We start from the raw sequence: 18,623 nt of genomic DNA, 5'->3' as shown, positions 1-18,623 counted from the left end.
GGATCGCAGATGGAATTTGTGAATCGTTTTTCCAATGAACTACCCGAGTTATGCCATCAGCAGCAGCCTACGCCGCTAAAAGATCCAGAGTTGGTGGCATATAGTCAGGCCGCAGCTGAGTTAATTGGCCTAGACAGTGAGTTTATGCAGGGAGAGCAGGCGCTTGGCCTAAGCGCTGGTAAGTTACTTATCGAAGGCATGCAGCCTGCCTCAACGGCATACGCTGGTCATCAATTTGGTGGATATACTCCGCAGCTGGGTGACGGTCGAGCCTTGCTACTTGGTGAAACAATAAACGCTCAAGGTGAACACTGGGAACTACAACTTAAAGGCTCGGGTTTAACGCCTTTTTCTCGCCAAGGCGATGGTAAAGCAGTATTGCGTTCTAGCATTCGCGAGTTTTTAGCTAGTGAAGCCATGGCCGCTTTGGGCATTGCAACAACGCGCGCATTAAGCTTAACGGTAGGTAGCGGTTTAGTGCAGCGTGAGCGCTTTGAAAAAGAAGCTATGCTGCTACGTATGGCGCCTAGCCATATTCGTTTTGGTCATTTTGAATACCTGTATTACCAGCAACAAACTCAACCATTAAAACGCTTAGTAGACTTTTGCTTAAGTCATTATTTTAGCGACTGTTTAACTGCCGAAAATCCGGTGCTAGCTATGTTAGAACAAGTTGTGGATAGTACCGCGTTGATGATTGCTAAGTGGCAGGCCGAAGGCTTTTGTCATGGCGTAATGAATACCGACAACATGTCGATTTTGGGCTTAACCATCGATTATGGCCCTTATGGGTTTTTAGATGACTACAACCCTAGACACGTTTGTAACCATAGCGACCATTATGGGCGTTATGCCTTTAATCAGCAGCCCGCTGTAGGTTTATGGAACTTACAACGTTTGGCACAAGCCTTGTCTGACTATGTACCCAGCGCTAAAACCGAGCCACTTTGGATACGCTACCAGCAGAAAATCAATCAACATTACCAGCAGTTGATGCTAAATAAGTTAGGTTTAAGCCAGTGGCAAGATGACGATGAACAGCTATTAGGTTTGCTGCTTAAAGTTATCGCGGAACAAAAGGCCGATTACCACCAAAGCCTGCGTGCCTTGGCGCAGGACCAAAACCAATTAACTAAACAATTGCCTGATGCTTGGCAGGCTTGGTTGAAGTTATACCGTCAGCGCTGTCAGCAAAGTGATGTTGATGAGCAACAGCGGATATCGGGCATTCAGCAGCATGTGCCTTTATACGTATTGCGCAACTACTTGGCGCAGCAAGTGATAGAACAAGCGGAAGATGGCAGTTATGCACAGTTGCGCCAGCTGCATCAGGTACTTAATACTCCGTTTACTGAGCAAGCTGATGCTCAGCATTTTGCGGCTCCACCACCCGCTTGGGGCAAGTGCTTGGAGATATCATGCAGCAGCTAGCAAATGGTGTAGAAGTATTATCGGAGCATGCGGTAGTTACTATTGCTAAGCAGTTCTCCGAATCACAGTTTTTGGCTAGTGCGCAGCAGTTTGTAAAGCAGCAACAATGGCAACAAGCTTTTGTTGAACAAGGCGCCGATTGGCAAGTTTTAGGTTTTTATATTGAACAACAATTATGGTGGTTTCGTTATGATGCACTAAGTCAGGGCGCTTGGTTTGAATGCGCCAATAGTGAGCATTTTCACACGAGCTCTGCCCCATTATTGGCTGCCTTAAATCATGCCAATTTTGACTAAACAAAATTATATTTTTAGGCTGATTAAAATGTGATCCATTACAAGGTTTCCCGCAGGCTTATCTTCTATATTAATCCACCTGCCAACGTTGAGTTGTTTATTAATTCACCGTAAGGCCGCGAAAAGCAATGTCACGGAATGATGTTTTCCACAATAAGGGAACTGTTTGCTGCTCCAATTTCTTGCCTTTCTTTATCTGTAAGTTACTGAATTAAAACTTATTTGTTGTTTTCTATTTAGCTTGTGAATTTTTCGCGAGAGAATTGCTGCTGTTTGTTAACAGAGTTATCCACAATTTGTAGCAGGCTATTACGCTTAGCTCTGGTGCATTTAGGGTGGCTGTGGCATCATCGAGCGCAATGAAAATCTGAACGATGGATCACGGTAATGGCAACCCTTCCCGACCAACCCCTAGTGCTTGTTGACGGCTCTTCTTATCTTTATCGCGCTTACTACGCTCCTCCTCATCTAACTAACTCTAAAGGTGAAGCCACCGGCGCAGTTTATGGCGTGGTGAACATGCTACGCAGTTTGCTTAAGCAATTTAAGCCAGAGCACATTGTGGTGGTGTTTGATGCCAAGGGTAAAACCTTTCGCGACGACATCTATAAAGAATACAAAGCCAATCGCCCTTCTATGCCGGATGATTTGCGCAGTCAAATTGCCCCTTTACACGCGGTAATTAAAGCGATGGGTTTGCCTCTAGTAGCCATTGAAGGTGTTGAAGCCGATGATGTTATTGGCACCTTAGCTAAGCAAGCTTCGGCCGAGAACAAAGCGGTAGTGATTAGCACTGGCGATAAAGACATGGCGCAGCTGGTGGATGAAAATATCACCTTGATTAATACCATGACCGATACAGTGATGGATCGTGCTGGCGTTATCGATAAGTTTGGCGTACCGCCGGAGCTGATTATTGATTACTTAGCGCTAATGGGCGACAAAGTAGATAACATTCCTGGCTTACCAGGGGTGGGCGAGAAAACTGCTTTGGCTATGTTGCAAGGCATTGGTGGCGTGGATGATTTATTAGCAGACCCAGACGCGGTTGCACCATTAGGTTTTCGCGGCTCTAAAACCATGCCTAAAAAGCTGCGTGAACATGCCGAAGATGCCCGTTTATCCTATTTATTAGCCACCATTAAATGTGATGTTGAAGTCGGTTTTAGCATGGATGACATGTTGCGTACCGAAGAAGACAAAGATGCGCTGATTAAATTATTCGGTGAATTGGAGTTTAAGCGCTGGCTGAGTGAAGCGCTTAGCCCATCAAATAACAGCGCCGCAGCAGAACCAAATGCTGAGGTCGAAGTGGCTGCTCCTGCTGTTGAGCTTAAAGGTGAGTACGAGACTATTCTTACTAAGCAGCAGTTTGAAGAATGGTTGGAACGCTTAAATAGCGCCGAGCTGATCGCTATTGATACCGAAACAACCTCGCTTAACTACATGCAAGCTGAACTAGTGGGTTTATCTTTTGCCGTTGAAGCAGGCAAAGCGGCATACTTACCAGTAGCTCACGATTATTTAGATGCACCTGAGCAGTTAGAACGTGATTGGGTATTAGCGCAGCTTAAGCCATTATTGGAAGATCCTAATAAAGCGAAAGTTGGCCAAAACCTTAAGTACGATGCTAGTGTGCTTGCACGCTACGACATTGCGCTCAAAGGTATTAAGTACGACACCATGTTGGAGTCGTATGTGCTCAATAGCACCATTACTCGCCACGATATGGACTCGTTGTCGTTGCAGTACCTGCAACACAAAACCATCAAGTTTGAAGACATCGCAGGTAAAGGCGCTAAACAGCTTACCTTCAATCAAATTGAACTTGAAACAGCAGCACCTTATGCAGCAGAAGATGCAGACGTTACCTTACGCTTGCACCAAACTCTGTGGGCCAAGCTAGAGAAAGAGCCAAAGCTGAAAAGCTTGTTCGAAGAAGTCGAGTTGCCTTTGGTCAGTGTATTATCGCAAACCGAGCGTCAAGGTGTGCGTATTGATAGCCAACGCTTAGCGCAGCATAGTTTGTCTTTAGGCGAGCGTATCGACGGTTTAGAGAAGCAAGCACATGAATTAGCGGGTGAACCATTTAACTTAGGCTCGCCTAAGCAATTGCAAACCATTTTGTTTGAAAAAATGGAATTGCCGGTGATTAAGAAAACCCCAAAAGGTGCGCCGTCTACTGCCGAGGAAGTGCTGCAAGAGCTGGCGTTAGATTACAGTTTGCCAAAAGTGATTTTAGAGTATCGAAGCTTGTCTAAACTAAAATCTACTTACACCGACAAACTGCCTAAAATGGTAGAGCCAAGCACTGGCAGAGTGCATACCTCTTATCATCAAGCGGTAACAGCGACTGGGCGTTTCTCATCTACCGATCCTAACTTGCAAAATATTCCTATTCGCCATGAAGAAGGACGTAAAGTACGTCAGGCTTTTGTACCTGCCGATGGTTACAAACTGGTCGCGATAGATTATTCACAAATTGAGCTGCGTATCATGGCGCACCTTTCTCAAGATGCTGGCTTGCTAAAAGCCTTTGCTGCCGGAGAAGACATTCATAAAGCCACAGCTGCAGAAGTATTTGGTAAAGAGCTAGAAGCAGTGAGCGGTGATGAGCGCCGCAGTGCCAAGGCGATTAACTTTGGCCTAATTTACGGCATGAGCGCCTTTGGTTTAGCCAAACAGTTAGGCATTGCTCGAGCCGATGCGCAAAACTACATGAATCGTTATTTTGAGCGCTACCCTGCGGTGTTGGACTACATGGACAGCACTCGAGATTTTTGCCAAGAACACGGATATGTAGAAACCTTGTTTGGCCGCCGCTTATATTTGCCCGAAATTAACTCACGTAACGGCATGCGTAAAAAAGCTGCCGAACGTGCTGCGGTAAACGCGCCAATGCAAGGAACTGCTGCCGACATTATTAAAAAAGCAATGATTGCCGTTGCTCAATGGCTAGATACGCAACCCAGTGAGCATTGTAAGATGTTAATGCAGGTTCACGATGAACTGGTATTTGAAGTATTAGAAAGCGAGTTGGATAAAGTTGTACCGAAGCTTACCGAGCTGATGGAGCAGGCCGTGACACTAGATTTACCACTCGTTGCCGAATCAGGTATTGGTGAAAACTGGGATGAAGCCCACTAGAGCTAAATAGTGGAAGATAGCAAAGGAGGCGATGGCCTCCTTTTTTTGCCTCAAGATTTTGCGAATTTTGGTAATTATGAAAACCTTTTCGCGTAATTTAAAAACCAACATATACCTCTAAAGTGAAATTTCCTTACAAAAAGTGCTTTATTTTTCATCGATGATCCTCTAGAGTAACTCTTGTAGGGTACAGAGGTAAGATGTTCTATCTTTCAGACCTTTATTTCACGTAGTTGAAAAAGGCTATTTTGCCGCCCCGATGGGTTTCCATCGGGGCGTTTTTTTGTCTTAATGCCAGTGATTGCCTGCCTTCTCTCTCATTTTTTAAACTCATTTATGCTCCTTGTCTAAGAGGGGGTCTAGGTGTTGTTTCTTAATTTCTGATATTTGGTTGCTAAGTTACGATATTTGGGAATTTTGAATTCAAAATGCCACTGCTTGATGGTGTTTGATTGCTGTTGGCTTAAGGACTGAGTCAATAACAAAAGCTTCCATGAAAGAAAATTGCACATTTTTAGAAAATTTTGTGAACTAATCGATTTTCAGAGAGTCATAATTAGTGCAATTGGAATAGTGCTTTCAGTTTTTAAGAATTTCTTTTCTTACATGCCTCATCGGACGATGGGGCTTTTTTTTACCTGCTGTTTAGTGCTGAGAGGTGTTGGTTTAGGCTCTGGATAGAAAAACGCCACTGTAAAGTGGCGTTTGGGTTTAGCTAATATCTTGCTTACTCGTAGTAAGGCTTAATCACTTCAATCTTGCCGTTATCGTCAATGTTCAGCTCAGCCATCTTAATGCTGCGTAAGTGGGTTTGACCAGCCGATAAAGTGCTGTCGTGGTAGAACAAGAACCACTTGTCTTGGTACTTCACTATAGAGTGATGAGTTGTCCATCCTAGCACTGGCTCCAAGATAACGCCTTCATAGCGGAACGGCCCATAAGGTGAGTCACTGCTCGCGTAAGCAATTTTGTGGGTATCGCCTGTAGAGTAAGAGAAGTAGTAACGGCCGTTGTGCTTGTGCATCCATGGGCCTTCAAAATAGCGGCGTTCGTTGTCACCTGCTAGTAGCACATCGCCATTCTCATCGACAATTTCGATTTCCTTCGGCGTTTCAGCAAACTCCAGCATATCGTCAGTCATTTTAGCAACTAGGGGTTTTAGCGCTGGTTGGTCGTCGGCAGGGAACTGCTCTTCACCAAACTCGCCGTTGCGCCAGTTTTGTAATTGGCCACCCCATAAACCGCCAAAATACATGTAGTGACTACCATCTTCGTCTTTGAATACCGCAGGGTCGATACTAAAGCTGCCTTTAATCGCTTCTGCTTGAGGAGTAAAAGGTCCTTCAGGCTTATCGCCAACTGCTACACCGATTTGGAAAATGCCATCGTAGTTGCGCGCAGGGAAGTATAAGTAGTATTTGCCATCTTTTTCTGCAGCGTCTGGCGCCCACATTTGTTTCTCTGCCCAAGGCACGTCTTTTACATCTAGCGCGTTACCATGGTCGGTGACTACGCCAAAAGGACGGTCTAATGAGAAAACATGGTAATCACGCATGTCAAAGTGATCGCCGTTATCATTTAGTGGCTGGCCGTTATCTACATCGTGAGAGGGATATACGTAAAGCTTGCCGTTAAATACATGGGCTGAAGGATCGGCGGTATACATATGCGTCACTAAGGCACCACTAATCGGCTTTAGCTGATCGGCACGTGCTTTATCTGCTGCGGTTACCGCTTCCGCATCACTGATCTCGCTAGGTTCTTCTACCCTAGTCTTCGTTGCGTCATTCACGCTCATGGTATTTCCTCATTAAGTTTTTGCGTCAGTATAACGATCTCAAACTTGATAAGTTTTACGTTCTTCGGTAGCCCAATTGTAAAATTTGTCCCGCAAGCACAATTTGTCATTAAACTATGATCAAGTGCACAAGCGGTGGGATATTTCATGAAACCTCATGAAATAAATGACGCTCGCTATGATGCGCTGGTTTGCTTTAAAAAGGAGTAAAGGTTGGAAGGTGATAAGGAGCTCGCCGAAGCAGCGAGCATAGTCCGTCAGTTTATTCAGCGTCGCTTGGGGAATTTTCTAGGTGTTGATCAAACCATCCCACTAGGGTGTTTTGGAGCACGTCTAAACCTTGTTTTTTCAAAGAAGAAAAAGCTTCTACTCGAACATTGCCACCAAATGCTTTGGCTGTCTCGCGGCCCTTCAAAATTGCTGTTTTACGCGCGCCTTGTTTTAACTTGTCTGATTTAGTTAAAAGCGCGAGCACTGGCAATTCACAATCTACAGCCCATTGGATTAGACCAGCATCGGTATCTTTGAATGGATGGCGAATATCCATTAATACCACAATGCCTTTTAAGCTTTGGCGATCTTGTAAGTATTCAGACAGTGACTTTTGCCACTGTTTTTTAACTTCTTCTGGTACTTGAGCAAAACCGTAGCCAGGTAAGTCAATTAGGCGAAAACCTTCGGATATTTCAAAAACGTTAATTAACTGAGTTCGACCTGGTGTTTTACTGGTTCGTGCTAAGCTTTTTTGACGAGTAAGGGTATTTAAAGCACTAGACTTACCCGCGTTTGAGCGTCCGGCAAAGGCGATTTCAATTCCACTATCTTCAGGCATAGCCTGAATATTAGGCGCGCTAGTTATGAAGTGGGTGTTTTGAAAATGATATTGCGCCATGGTTATGTTGAGCTCCACAAGGAAATTAGGGTAATACATTACGTTTTTGGCAAAATTGTGTAAAATAATGCCGTTACTGGACTCGCTAAGTGTATCACGGGCACCAGTGTGTGGTTTGGAATAATACTAATAAATGGAATGTCATGAAAAAACTTACCTTAGTTTTAATGTTAATGGCGGGTGTTGCCAGTCCGGTTTGGGCAAAGGGAGATGCTGCTGCTGGAGAGCAAAAAGCAGTGACTTGTAAAGCTTGTCACAATGACCAAGGTGAAGCTGCTGGTTATCCTAAATTAGAAGGCCAACACGCAGGCTACTTGGTTAAACAGTTAAAAGAATTTAAAGCCGGCGCTGCTAGCGGCGGTAAAGAAGGGCGCAACAACGCCGTAATGGGTGGTATGGCTTTGCCATTGTCTGAGCAAGACATGGAAGACTTAGCTGCTTATTATTCAGGCCAAGCGATGAGCCCAAATACCACTGCCCCAGAATATGTTGAAGCGGGTCAGCAACTTTATATGGGTGGCGATTTAGAGCGTGGCATTGCCGCTTGTACCGCCTGTCATGGCCCACGAGGTGTTGGCCAAAGCTTAGCTGGCTTCCCACGAATTTCGTCGCAATATGCTGGTTACATTAAATCGCAATTGGAAATGTTCCGCAGCGGTGAACGTGACAACGACTTAAACGGTATGATGCGCGATGTTGCCGCTAAACTAAGTGATAAAGATATCGAAATATTGTCGCAATACTTAGGTGGCTTACACTAAGGTTTATCTGGGCAGCGCCCGCTGCCCAGCTGTTTTTGATTTATTATTCGCCATCTTCGTTCTAAGTGTTACACTTGCGCCCCTAAAAATACGGCAAGGTGTTGATTGGTGAAATGCCCACTCTGTAGTGCCACATCATCCAAGGATTTTTATCGCAATAAACGTTGCCAATATTGGCATTGTTCAGAATGTGATTTGATCTTTGTAGACCCTGACGATGTACTCAGTACTGAAGCTGAAAAAGCCCAATATGACTTGCACAATAATGACCCGCAAGACCAAGGCTATTTAAACTTTTTACGGCGTTTAAGTGAGCCAGTGTTAAGCAAACTCACAGAGCCCGTTGTTGGCTTAGATTTTGGCTGTGGCCCAGGGCCAGCACTGTGTGAATTGTTAGCGCAAGCAGGGCACCAGTTACTGAACTATGATCCAATATATTACCCCGATGAGCAGCGCCTAACCGAGACTTATCGCTTGGTCACTAGCAGCGAAGTGGTGGAGCATTTTAACCACCCAGCTCAGTCTTGGAAGCTGTTAACAGGCCTAGTGGCTGAAACGGGGTTATTGGCCGTAATGACTAAACGCCATTGGGGTACGGAAGTGTTTCCACAGTGGCATTATAAAAATGATCCTACCCATGTAGCGTTTTACAGTGATAAAACCTTTACTTGGTTAGCTAATCATTATCAGATGAGATTGGAGATAGTTGGCCCCGACGTGGCGCTATTTCACAGAGGTAAATAAAATGTCTAGAAAAAAGAATCGTAAAGGCGGCTTAATTGGGGTGCGTAAAGACCCTGACTTTAAAGCTAAACGTGTTACTGCGCCGGATCGTAAAAAAATAGGTAAGGGAAAAGCCTCTGGCAGTCGTCAGCAAGAAGCAGAGTTAGTGCAGCAGCAAGCCGCTAATGCCCAGAAAAAAGACCCGCGTCACGGCAGTAAAGAGCCTGTAGTACTCGGCGTTGCCAAGCCTGCGGCTAAACCTGCAGCTAAGCCCGCTAAAACAAAAGTCAAAGTAGAGCTAACACCTGAGAAAGAACTGGCGATGTTAGAAGCCGATACTCGTCTTGAAAGTCTTATCGATGTGTTAGATGAAGGCGGCGAAATTAGCAAACAAGAGCAGCAGTGGGTGGATAAACAACTAGCACGTCACGCTGAATTGCTAGCCGAACTAGGTTTGTCGGAAGAAGCTGAAGAAGCGGAAGCTTTAGATGATGATGAGCAATTATGGCGTTCATTAAATAGTTCTTCCTTGGATCAATATAAGGATTAGTCTTGATGGTTTGGTTAGCTGTAGCCGCAGTTATTATTGTTTCAGCCTTAGCCATTTATGCCGCCTTATTAGTAGGGCGCTTAATGGGGCAACAAAAAGTGATTAAAAGCGCGGTTGCTAAGCGTAATCAAAACTTGGTAACCGATATTCGCTACATAGCAAAAGCCATGCAGGAAGACCGTTGTGGTTTGTCTGAGGGTGTGATCCGCATCAGCAATCTGTTGATTGCTTTGCAAACTCCGCAGCTAATTGATTGGGCGCAGCGCTACCCTGCTGTTTTTCAGTTATATAATGCGGTAAAAGAGTTACCCACTCATGAGGCGCGCAACAAACTGCCTTTGCAGCAGCGTATGCGCCAAGATCTGCAGCGTGAAGCAGAAGAAAAAGCCTTAGAGAAACAAATATTACAAGAAGCCGAAGCATTGGAAAAACTCAGTGCCGAGGCACTCTAGGAGAGCACGTAAATGTCAGTAGCAATGGTGGATTGGGATCAGCAACTGATCGAGAAGTATAACTACTCGGGCCCGCGTTACACCTCTTACCCCACTGCCCTTGAGTTTAATGAAGACTTTGGCGAGCAAGAGTTTGGCCTTGCTTGTGATAAGTTTCCTGAACGTGATTTATCGCTGTATGTGCACATCCCGTTTTGCCATAAGTTGTGTTACTACTGCGGTTGTAACAAGGTGATTACCCGTCATCAGCATAAGGCCGACATTTACTTAGACTACCTAGAACAAGAAATTCAGCTGCAAGCGCCACGTTTTAAGCAACGTAAAGTAAGTCAAATGCATTGGGGCGGCGGTACGCCAACTTATCTAGAGCCAGAGCAGCTTAAGCGCTTAACTACTCAGCTATTTAGTCAGTTTGAATTTGCCGATAATGCCGAAGTTAGCATTGAGGTTGACCCTCGCGAAATAGAACTTTCTACAATTAACCTGCTGGCCGAACTAGGCTTCAATCGCTTGAGCTTAGGTGTGCAAGATTTTAACAAGCAAGTGCAGCAGGCAGTTAATCGTGAACAAGACGAAGCGTTTATTTTTGCCTTGGTAGAGCGGGCTAAACAAGTTGGTTTTAACTCGGTAAATATTGACCTTATTTATGGTCTTCCGCATCAAACGCGTGCGAGTTTCCAACAAACTTTAAGTCGCGTGCTGGATTTAGATCCAGACCGTTTATCGGTATTTAATTATGCCCACCTGCCCAGTCGTTTTGCTGCACAACGAAAAATAGATGAAAGCGCCATGCCAAGCAGTGACGAACGCTTAGGCATTTTACGCGACAGCATCGAGTTTTTAACTACTCACGGCTATCAGTTTATTGGCATGGATCATTTCGCTAAACCTGATGATGAACTAGCGATTGCTCAAAGCAAGGGTGAGCTACACCGTAATTTTCAGGGCTACACCACCCAAGGCGAAGCCGATTTACTGGGTTTAGGGGTGTCTTCTATTTCGATGTTGGGTGACGCTTACAGCCAAAACCAAAAAGATCTTAAAACCTACTACGCGCAAATCGACCAACAGGGGCATGCACAGTGGAAGGGAATTGCACTCAACCAAGATGATTTGATTCGCCGCGAATTGATTAAGACCTTGATCTGCAATTTTCAATTGAGCTTTAAAGATATAGAGCAGCAGTTTGATTTAGATTTTCAGCAATACTTTGCTGAAGATATGCAGCTGCTAAAACCTTTTGTTGAAGATAGTCTAGTTAGTTTAAGTGCCGACGCCTTGCAGGTGACCAACAAAGGGCGCTTGTTGATTCGTAATATTTGCATGTGCTTTGATGTGTACTTTAGAAGCCAAGCGCGGCGCCAGCAATTCTCAAGAGTGATATAACATTGCGGAGCTTAGGCTCCGCTTTTTGTTAGTGGCTTAAACACTCGTGGTAAGAGTCGGCCAGTTGTTGCAGCAATTCAAAGTAGCCGTTTTTGTTATTGCTTACGCTAATCCCTAGAGGGTCGAGCAAGCTAATTTGCGCACCGCTATGTTGGCTAATGCTTTCTAGCAATGCACCATCAAATTGTGGTTCTGCAAAGATACATTTGGCTTTGCCTTGCTCTAACTGCTGGCGAATATTCAGCAAGCTTTTAGCGCCAGGACGACGCTGCGGGTTAATGGTAAATTCACCTAAACGATTTAAGCCAAACTCGCGTTCAAAATAACTATAGCCATCGTGAAAAACAAAATAGCCTTGCTGTTTAACCGCTTGGAGTTGTAAGTTAATGCTGCTCACTACCTTTGCTAGCTCTTGATTAAAGCGTTCAAGCTGCTGCTCTAATTTGGCCTTATCTTCGGGCATTTTAGCAATTAACTGCTCGGTAATTGCAGCGGCAATAAGCTTAGCTTCATTGGGGCCTAACCAAATGTGCGGGTCTACTTCATGGTGGTGGTCACCATGGTGGTGTTCGTGGCCTTCATCGCCATCAATTAGATCTAACTGGGGTATGTCTAGCAGCGCTAGCTGACTGGCACTGGTTTGGCTAAGCGGTTTACTTAAGAATGGCTCTAGCTCATCACCTACCCAAATAACTAAATCGGCTTGGCGCAATGCACGCACATCCGATGGACGCAACGCATAATCGTGCGGCGATACGTTGGGGCTTACTAGGTAATCAACATTGAGTTCACCTTCACTTAAGCTACTAACAATGAGTTGCAAAGGTTTAATACTAACTAAGATGTTTGGGCTAGTGGCCCAGCTTGGTATAGCGAAGAACATCAGAACAAAAAGCAGGTTACGCATACAAGATTTTGAGAGTGATTTGGTAAAATAATACGATAGTGTAACATCTAGTGTAGAATAGCGCGCCCTAGTAAACGCCACTGGGGCTTATTCAGCTAGTTATCTATAGGATGCAGGATTGACCACTTTACTTTCGCTTAACAATATTTGCGTTAGCTTTGACCAGCGCATGGTTCTCGACCATGTTTCGTTGGAGCTAAATCGTGGTCAAATCACCACATTAATTGGCCCTAACGGTGCCGGTAAAAGCACCTTAATTAAGGTTATTTTGGGCCTTATTTCTGCAGACTCCGGTGATATTACTCGTGCTTCAAAATTACGTATTGGTTACGTACCGCAAAAAATCAGTTTAGATGAATCGTTCCCACTCACCGTGGAGCGCTTTCTTAAGCTAGCTAGGCATTCTTCTAAGCCAGGTTTAACTAAGGTTATTCGCCAGCTTAGTATTGATAGCTTGCTAAAGCGGCAAATGGTGCGTTTGTCTGGCGGCGAAATGCAGCGAGTATTGTTGGCGCGGGCCTTGTTGGGTGAGCCGCAACTGCTGGTATTAGACGAACCCGTGCAGGGAGTCGACATCTCTGGGCAGATAGAGCTTTATCAATTGATTGCTGATATCGCTCAGCAAATGGGGTGTGGGGTGCTGTTGGTCTCTCACGATTTGCATTTGGTAATGGCGGGCACCGACCATGTAATTTGTTTAAATCACCATGTTTGCTGCCATGGGGAGCCCGAGAGCGTGGCTCAACATCCAGAATTCGCACGGCTTTTTGCGCAAAACGAACGCCAACAGCTTGCGGTTTATACCCATCACCATGTTTGTGACGATCACGACCATAACCACAATCATCAGCCAAGCACTGAAGAGAACAACTAGCACATGGACGATTTTTTAGTAAATGCTTTATTGGCAGGCTTAGGTATTGCGGTATTAGCGGGGCCGCTGGGCTCATTTATGGTGTGGCGTCGTTTAGCTTATTTTGGCGATACCTTGGCGCATGCCTCGTTATTAGGTGTAGCGCTAGGTTTATGGTTGCAAATCAACCCGGTGATAGCTGTGGTCTTTAGCGGGGTTATGCTGGCTATAATCTTGTTATCACTACAGCGCTACAAGCAGCTAGCTAGCGATACTTTACTGGGGATTATGGCGCATTCGGCTTTGTCTTTAGGTTTAGTCGTGGTTGCCTTAATGGACAATGTGCGCATTGACCTAATGGCCTATTTGTTTGGTGATTTGCTAGCGGTAACTCAACAAGATTTATTGTGGATTTGGGGCGGCGGTGCTTTAGTGCTTGGTTTATTGCTGAGCCAGTGGAACAAGCTATTGTCGGCCACGGTGAATGAGCAAATCGCCGAGGTGGAAGGCGTAAACGTGGGCATGATGCGTGCGCTGCTGTTGCTATTATTGGCGGTGGTTATTGCAATAGCCATGAAAATAGTTGGCGCATTAATTATTAGTTCGCTGTTGTTAATTCCTGCTGCAACGGCGCGTCGTTTAAGCCGCTCTCCCGAGCAAATGGCATTGTTCGCCATCGCCTTTGGCGCTATCTCAGTAGTGCTTGGTTTGTGTTTATCTTGGTATCAAGATACTCCTGCGGGGCCATCGGTAGTGGTATGCGCCGCGCTGCAGTTTTTATTAGTTCATAGTTTAGTTAAAGTGCAAAAATAATGACCGACTCTTTAGTTACTCCAGTAAGTGATTCAATTGAGCAAGCCGTTGCCACACTTAAGCAAGGCTTGGTATTAGCCTATCCAACAGAAGCGGTTTACGGCCTTGGCTGTGACCCCGATAAGCAAGCGGCAGTAGAACAAATATTGGCAATAAAACGCCGACCTGTTGAAAAGGGGCTTATATTGCTCGCCTCCGAGTTAGAGCACTTATTGCCTTATATCGACTATGCTGCGTTATCTGCAGAACAGCAGCAGTTGTTAGTGAGTGTTCAAGCGCGGCCAACCACTTGGTTAGTGCCTGTATCTGCCAAAACACCAAAGTGGATTAGTGGGCAGTTTAGCTCAGTGGCGGTGCGTTTAACTCAGCATCCTGTTGTTGCAAAGCTATGTGCCGGTTTAGGCAAACCAATTGTGTCTACCTCGGCCAATTACAGTGGCGAAGCCCCGGCCGAAACTGCGCAGCAAGCAGCTAAGTTGCAAGGCTTGGGTTTAGCATTAGACGGGGCGTTGGGCGCCGCTAAACAAACTAGCCAAATAAAAGACATTTTTACTGGGCAAGTGATCCGCGCCTAGATTGAATACAGGAAGCCTTATGCAAGACGTTGATATTGAAGCCGTTCGCCAATTCTTTCTCACGCTACAACAATCCATCTGTCAGCAACTGGAATTACAAGATGGCGCAGCAACATTTTTGCATGATGATTGGCAGCGTGACCCAGCAGAGCATAAAGGCTTAACTGGCGAGGGCCGTACTCGGGTGCTTACTAATGGTAAGGTATTTGAGCAAGCGGGAGTCAACTTCTCTCACGTTTGCGGCAAAGAAATGCCAGCTTCCGCTACCGCACAGCGCCCAGAGTTGGCTGGCCGTCACTTTGAAGCGATGGGGGTCTCTTTGGTGATTCACCCAAACAATCCAATGGTACCTACTTCACATGCTAACGTGCGCTTCTTTGTGGCAGAAAAAGAAGGTGAAGAGCCTATCTGGTGGTTTGGTGGTGGTTTCGATTTAACCCCGTATTACGGCTTTGACGAAGACTGTATCTCGTGGCATCAAACCGCAGCTGATTTATGCCAACCCTTTGGTGAAGATGTTTATCCGAAATATAAAGCTTGGTGTGATCGTTATTTCTTCCTAAAACATCGTAACGAAACGCGGGGCGTAGGAGGCTTATTTTTTGATGATCTCAATGAAGCTGGTTTTGCTCAGAGCTTTGCCTTTACTCAAGCCGTTGGCGAGGGCTTCTTAAATGCCTATTTGCCGATTGTAGAGCGACGCAAAGACAGCCCCTTTAGCGAGCAACAACGTGATTTTCAATTGTATCGTCGTGGCCGCTATGTTGAGTTTAATTTGGTTTACGATCGCGGAACCTTGTTTGGCCTGCAATCGGGTGGTCGCACCGAATCCATCTTAATGTCCTTGCCGCCCTTGGTGAAGTGGCGTTATAACTGGCAGCCAGAATCAGGTAGCCCAGAAGAGCGTTTATATCAACGTTATTTGGTTCCGCAAAACTGGTTAGAGATGGCGAGCTAAACACTGTAAAAAAACCGACTTATTTTCTTGCAAGAATGTCGACTATGGATTAATTATTTTAACTGTTGGGTTTTAAGTCCCCCACTTTTGATGATTTTTTTTTAGTTGAGTCTGAGCTATGAATGGATCGTTTTCGGCAAAACGCCGATTTGCAGATGATAAAAACTTTCGCCGCGGCTTTTCTCGCAGCGGCGCATTCACCATTAAAGAAGCCGAGTTACTTGAGCGCTGCGGTAGCGCGTTTAAAGAGCTTGATGAATCTATCCGCGAGCCCGTGGATGATATTGAATCTCACTTTGTATCGGTATGCCGTGGCGATGCCGAGCCCGAAACCGCCGAGCAGAAGGTCTGGCTTAAATATAAAAAGCTTACTGGCCGCAAAGCATTTCATGGTTTAGTGAGTAATCCGCCTAAAGCCAGTGTGACCGAAACAGCCGCTAACAGCGATGATGACGATGTTGAAGAGGTAGATGGTCCCGAGATTGACGACGAAGATTAATTATTGCGTCGTTACAGGGTTAATTTTTCAACTTTGTACTTTGGCTTTTTCTTAAAGCCTTGTTAAGGTGCGTTATTATTTGTTTTAGTAGCGCACCTAATGGATTTATACGCAGTATTTGGCAACCCAATTAGCCAGTCGAAGTCTCCTTTCATTCATACTTTGTTTGCTCGCCAAACCCAGCAGCAGTTAAGTTATAGCGCCATTGAACCAGCAGAAGACGGCTTTGCAGACGCTCTTGCTAAATTTTGGCAAGAAGGCGGGAAGGGCTGCAATGTTACTGCGCCATTTAAAGAGCAAGCTTTCCAAGCTGCACAGCAACATACCGAGCGGGCTTTATTAGCTGGAGCGGTGAACACGCTAAAGTTAACCGATGACGGTATTATTCTTGGCGACAATACCGACGGCGCTGGGTTAGTTGCAGATTTAATTGCCAACTTCGGCGAACTGAAAGAATTGCGAGTATTGCTGTTAGGTGCGGGCGGTGCTGCGCGCGGGGTAATCCGTCCTTTATTAGATGAGCAAATTAGCGAGCTGGTAATTGTTAACCGCACGGTGGCTAAAGCCGAAGCGCTTGCCGAGCGCTTTAGTGAGTTTGGTAAGGTCTCTAGTAATTCATTCGAAGACTTGTCAGGTCAGTTTGATATCATCATTAACTCTACTTCGGCAGGCCTCAAGGGGCAGCTTCCGCCATTAAAGGCTGAGCTAATTCAAGCCACCACTCGATGTTATGACATGACCTACTCTGCCGATGTTACCGCCTTTAATGCTTGGGCTGTAGAGCAAGGAGCAGCAAAAGTGGTTGATGGTTTAGGCATGCTGGTGGGCCAAGCCGCTGAAAGCTTCACTGTTTGGCGCGGCATTCGTCCTGGTTTTCGTCAGGTGTTACGCGAATTACGTCGTAACCTTAGTCGTTAGCCCTTATTTCCATTCCTATGTGTGGAATATTGTCTTCAAGGTAGGGTTCGCTGCAGATAACAAAACCAAGGCCTTGATAGAAATCTTCCAGATAGCGTTGTGCAGAAATGTGAATGGTAGCGTTGGGCCAGTGTTGTTGGCATTGGCTTATAGCTTGCTGCATAAGTTGTTGCCCTAGCCCGTTGCCCCTAGCGCAGGCTTTGGTGACAACTCTGCCGATATGAGCGCTTAATGGTTCACTGGTATAGATACGTGCATAAGCGACTAGTTCGCCATCTTGATAGGCCATTACATGCTTCGCCTGCAAGTCTTTTCCATCGGCGTCTTGATAGGGGCAATTTTGTTCAAGAACAAACACTTCTTCGCGCAGCATCATCATTTGATAAAGCTGTAGGGTATTAAGTTGATTAAAGGCCAAGCATTGCCAAGTTATCATCTAATTTTCACTTGCAGTTTGTCGGTTCAATGGCAACACTTTAAGAACAGCGCGCAGAAAAAACAACTAGTCCGTTGCCGGAGTAAATAAACTATGAATCAAGCCATTATAATAAGTGACGATCAACGTTGGCAGGCTGTTAATCAGTGTGTTGAATTTAGCGCTCAGGTAATGGGTGCGCGAGTGCAATGTGCTGTTCGTAAATCTACCCTCGAGCATTTGGTGGGACTACCGCTAACTAACGACGATAAAATGCTCGAGGCTTATCATAGTGTTCAATTTGATATCGAAGAACTGCTAGAGCAAAAGCTAAAGCAGGAAGACTTCGAGCCTAATGGCGAAATTATTGTTTAAGCCTGTTCTTCTAGGTACTTTTGTTTCAGGCGCACGTAGTTGTCGGCCGACTCGCTTAAAAAGGCTTTCTCTTTCTCATTCAAAGGACGAGCTTGCTTAGCCGGACTGCCCATATACAAGTAACCAGACTCTAAACGTTTATGAGGCGCTACCAAGCTACCTGCTCCGATCATTACATCATCTTCAACCACCACACCGTCTAACACTATTGCGCCCATGCCCACCAATACACGGTTGCCAATGGTGCAACCATGTAGCATAGCTTTGTGACCTACCGTGACATCCTCTCCAATAATCAAAGGGTAGCCATAAGGTGGGTTTTCTGTTTTGCGGGTTACGTGCAAAACGCTACCGTCTTGAACGTTAGAGCGTGCCCCAATTTGAATATGATTCACGTCACCGCGTGCTGCTACCATAGGCCAGATACTTACGTCATCGCCAAGTTTTATCTCACCGTACAATACAGCACTGGGATCTACCCATACTTCTTTACCTAAAATAGGGCTAAATCCAGAAAATGACTTCACACTCATTGCTTACTCCGCTGTCGGTTCTTATATATAAACCCAGCTTACGACATCCCTTCCTCAATACAAATAGTGAGATAGACTTAAATACCAGCAATACGACTAATTAGCTAAGCCATGACTATCTAAAGTATTAGATAGAAAATAGTGCATTGGTGAAAACGAAAGGTATGTTTTGGGCACTTATCTGCCTCTATAGAGACTGAATATGTCGATTAAAGTGTAATTAATAAGCGTTTGGAACGAATATTGTTCATAAAGGCAGTTATTTTAATTTTTCTGTAATAAATGCTTGCGCTATAAAATCTGATCCCTATAATGCACCTCCACTGACACGGCACGCAGCG

The 18,623-nt window shown here is 45.3% G+C and carries 20 protein-coding genes; 15 read left to right on the top strand and 5 right to left on the bottom strand.

The window, feature by feature from the left end; all coding sequences use genetic code 11:
* The first annotated feature begins 9 nt into the window (after positions 1–9).
* The 3 genes from ACYFDN_RS14050 to polA all read left to right on the top strand — a co-directional run bounded on the left by ACYFDN_RS14050 (position 10) and on the right by polA (position 4,874).
* Positions 10–1,431, top strand: a complete 1,422-nt coding sequence (locus ACYFDN_RS14050) for a protein adenylyltransferase SelO (protein WP_483511625.1) — start codon at positions 10–12, stop codon at positions 1,429–1,431.
* Positions 1,419–1,727 carry a hypothetical protein gene (locus ACYFDN_RS14045; RefSeq protein ID WP_483511624.1) on the top strand — a complete coding sequence of 103 codons (309 nt, stop codon included), beginning with the start codon at positions 1,419–1,421 and terminating at the stop codon, positions 1,725–1,727. The genes ACYFDN_RS14050 and ACYFDN_RS14045 overlap by 13 nt, the downstream gene beginning before the upstream one ends.
* A gap of 387 nt (positions 1,728–2,114) precedes the next feature.
* On the top strand, positions 2,115–4,874 hold the full coding sequence (polA, locus tag ACYFDN_RS14040; protein ID WP_483511623.1) for a DNA polymerase I: 2,760 nt from the start codon (positions 2,115–2,117) through the stop codon (positions 4,872–4,874).
* Positions 4,875–5,601: 727 nt separating this feature from the next.
* Here the strand turns inward: polA and ACYFDN_RS14035 are convergent.
* Positions 5,602–6,672: a glycoside hydrolase family 43 protein gene (locus ACYFDN_RS14035; protein ID WP_483511622.1), complete on the bottom strand. Its 1,071-nt coding sequence runs from the start codon at positions 6,670–6,672 to the stop codon at positions 5,602–5,604.
* A 262-nt stretch (positions 6,673–6,934) separates the two neighbouring features.
* Entirely contained in the window at positions 6,935–7,570 is a 636-nt protein-coding gene (yihA, locus tag ACYFDN_RS14030; RefSeq protein ID WP_406611449.1) for a ribosome biogenesis GTP-binding protein YihA/YsxC, read from the bottom strand.
* 137 nt (positions 7,571–7,707) lie between these two features.
* Here yihA and ACYFDN_RS14025 point away from each other — a divergent pair, with 137 nt between their 5' ends.
* The 5 genes from ACYFDN_RS14025 (at position 7,708) to hemN (ending at position 11,436) form a co-directional block, all read left to right on the top strand.
* The gene (locus ACYFDN_RS14025) at positions 7,708–8,325 is read left to right on the top strand and encodes a c-type cytochrome (protein ID WP_406609849.1); all 618 of its coding nucleotides are present in this window, start codon (positions 7,708–7,710) and stop codon (positions 8,323–8,325) included.
* A 108-nt stretch (positions 8,326–8,433) separates the two neighbouring features.
* Positions 8,434–9,069 (top strand): methyltransferase domain-containing protein, encoded by a 636-nt coding sequence (locus tag ACYFDN_RS14020; RefSeq protein ID WP_406609848.1) that lies wholly within the window; start codon positions 8,434–8,436, stop codon positions 9,067–9,069.
* A 1-nt stretch (position 9,070) separates the two neighbouring features.
* Positions 9,071–9,598: a Der GTPase-activating protein YihI gene (gene yihI, locus ACYFDN_RS14015; protein ID WP_483511621.1), complete on the top strand. Its 528-nt coding sequence runs from the start codon at positions 9,071–9,073 to the stop codon at positions 9,596–9,598.
* A 5-nt stretch (positions 9,599–9,603) separates the two neighbouring features.
* Positions 9,604–10,050: a DUF2489 domain-containing protein gene (locus tag ACYFDN_RS14010; RefSeq protein WP_483511786.1), complete on the top strand. Its 447-nt coding sequence runs from the start codon at positions 9,604–9,606 to the stop codon at positions 10,048–10,050.
* Positions 10,051–10,062: 12 nt separating this feature from the next.
* Entirely contained in the window at positions 10,063–11,436 is a 1,374-nt protein-coding gene (gene hemN, locus ACYFDN_RS14005) for an oxygen-independent coproporphyrinogen III oxidase (RefSeq protein ID WP_483511620.1), read from the top strand.
* 28 nt (positions 11,437–11,464) lie between these two features.
* On the opposite strand, the gene znuA is transcribed toward hemN, so the two are convergent.
* Entirely contained in the window at positions 11,465–12,343 is an 879-nt protein-coding gene (gene znuA, locus ACYFDN_RS14000; protein ID WP_483511619.1) for a zinc ABC transporter substrate-binding protein ZnuA, read from the bottom strand.
* Between the two features lie 118 nt (positions 12,344–12,461).
* Here znuA and znuC point away from each other — a divergent pair, with 118 nt between their 5' ends.
* The 6 genes from znuC to aroE all read left to right on the top strand — a co-directional run bounded on the left by znuC (position 12,462) and on the right by aroE (position 16,959).
* The gene (znuC, locus tag ACYFDN_RS13995) at positions 12,462–13,217 is read left to right on the top strand and encodes a zinc ABC transporter ATP-binding protein ZnuC (protein ID WP_016400045.1); all 756 of its coding nucleotides are present in this window, start codon (positions 12,462–12,464) and stop codon (positions 13,215–13,217) included.
* Between the two features lie 3 nt (positions 13,218–13,220).
* Positions 13,221–14,009 carry a zinc ABC transporter permease subunit ZnuB gene (gene znuB / locus ACYFDN_RS13990; RefSeq protein WP_152785446.1) on the top strand — a complete coding sequence of 263 codons (789 nt, stop codon included), beginning with the start codon at positions 13,221–13,223 and terminating at the stop codon, positions 14,007–14,009.
* Complete coding sequence (gene tsaC / locus ACYFDN_RS13985; RefSeq protein ID WP_338622535.1) at positions 14,009–14,584, top strand: L-threonylcarbamoyladenylate synthase type 1 TsaC; 576 nt, start codon at positions 14,009–14,011, stop codon at positions 14,582–14,584. The genes znuB and tsaC overlap by 1 nt, the downstream gene beginning before the upstream one ends.
* A gap of 19 nt (positions 14,585–14,603) precedes the next feature.
* Positions 14,604–15,542: an oxygen-dependent coproporphyrinogen oxidase gene (gene hemF / locus ACYFDN_RS13980; RefSeq protein ID WP_483511618.1), complete on the top strand. Its 939-nt coding sequence runs from the start codon at positions 14,604–14,606 to the stop codon at positions 15,540–15,542.
* Between the two features lie 118 nt (positions 15,543–15,660).
* A complete protein-coding gene (locus ACYFDN_RS13975; protein WP_016400041.1) occupies positions 15,661–16,041 on the top strand; it encodes a MaoP family protein in 381 nt (126 codons plus the stop codon).
* Positions 16,042–16,140: 99 nt separating this feature from the next.
* Entirely contained in the window at positions 16,141–16,959 is an 819-nt protein-coding gene (gene aroE / locus ACYFDN_RS13970; protein ID WP_483511616.1) for a shikimate dehydrogenase, read from the top strand.
* Here aroE and ACYFDN_RS13965 read toward each other — a convergent pair.
* Positions 16,949–17,395, bottom strand: coding sequence for a GNAT family N-acetyltransferase (locus ACYFDN_RS13965; RefSeq protein ID WP_483511615.1), 447 nt, complete (start codon positions 17,393–17,395; stop codon positions 16,949–16,951). The two genes, aroE and ACYFDN_RS13965, sit on opposite strands and share 11 nt — an antisense overlap.
* Positions 17,396–17,488: 93 nt before the next feature.
* On the opposite strand from ACYFDN_RS13965, the gene ACYFDN_RS13960 reads away from it, so the two are divergent.
* Complete coding sequence (locus ACYFDN_RS13960) at positions 17,489–17,749, top strand: DUF1488 family protein (protein WP_483511614.1); 261 nt, start codon at positions 17,489–17,491, stop codon at positions 17,747–17,749.
* On the opposite strand, the gene ACYFDN_RS13955 is transcribed toward ACYFDN_RS13960, so the two are convergent.
* The gene (locus tag ACYFDN_RS13955; RefSeq protein WP_483511613.1) at positions 17,746–18,282 is read right to left on the bottom strand and encodes a gamma carbonic anhydrase family protein; all 537 of its coding nucleotides are present in this window, start codon (positions 18,280–18,282) and stop codon (positions 17,746–17,748) included. The two genes, ACYFDN_RS13960 and ACYFDN_RS13955, sit on opposite strands and share 4 nt — an antisense overlap.
* Positions 18,283–18,623 lie beyond the last annotated feature (341 nt).

It is taken from the genome of Agarivorans sp. D1326 (assembly GCF_056958115.1).
Note: the sequence above shows the minus strand (reverse complement) of the source record. Positions and strands in the feature narration are given on the sequence as shown.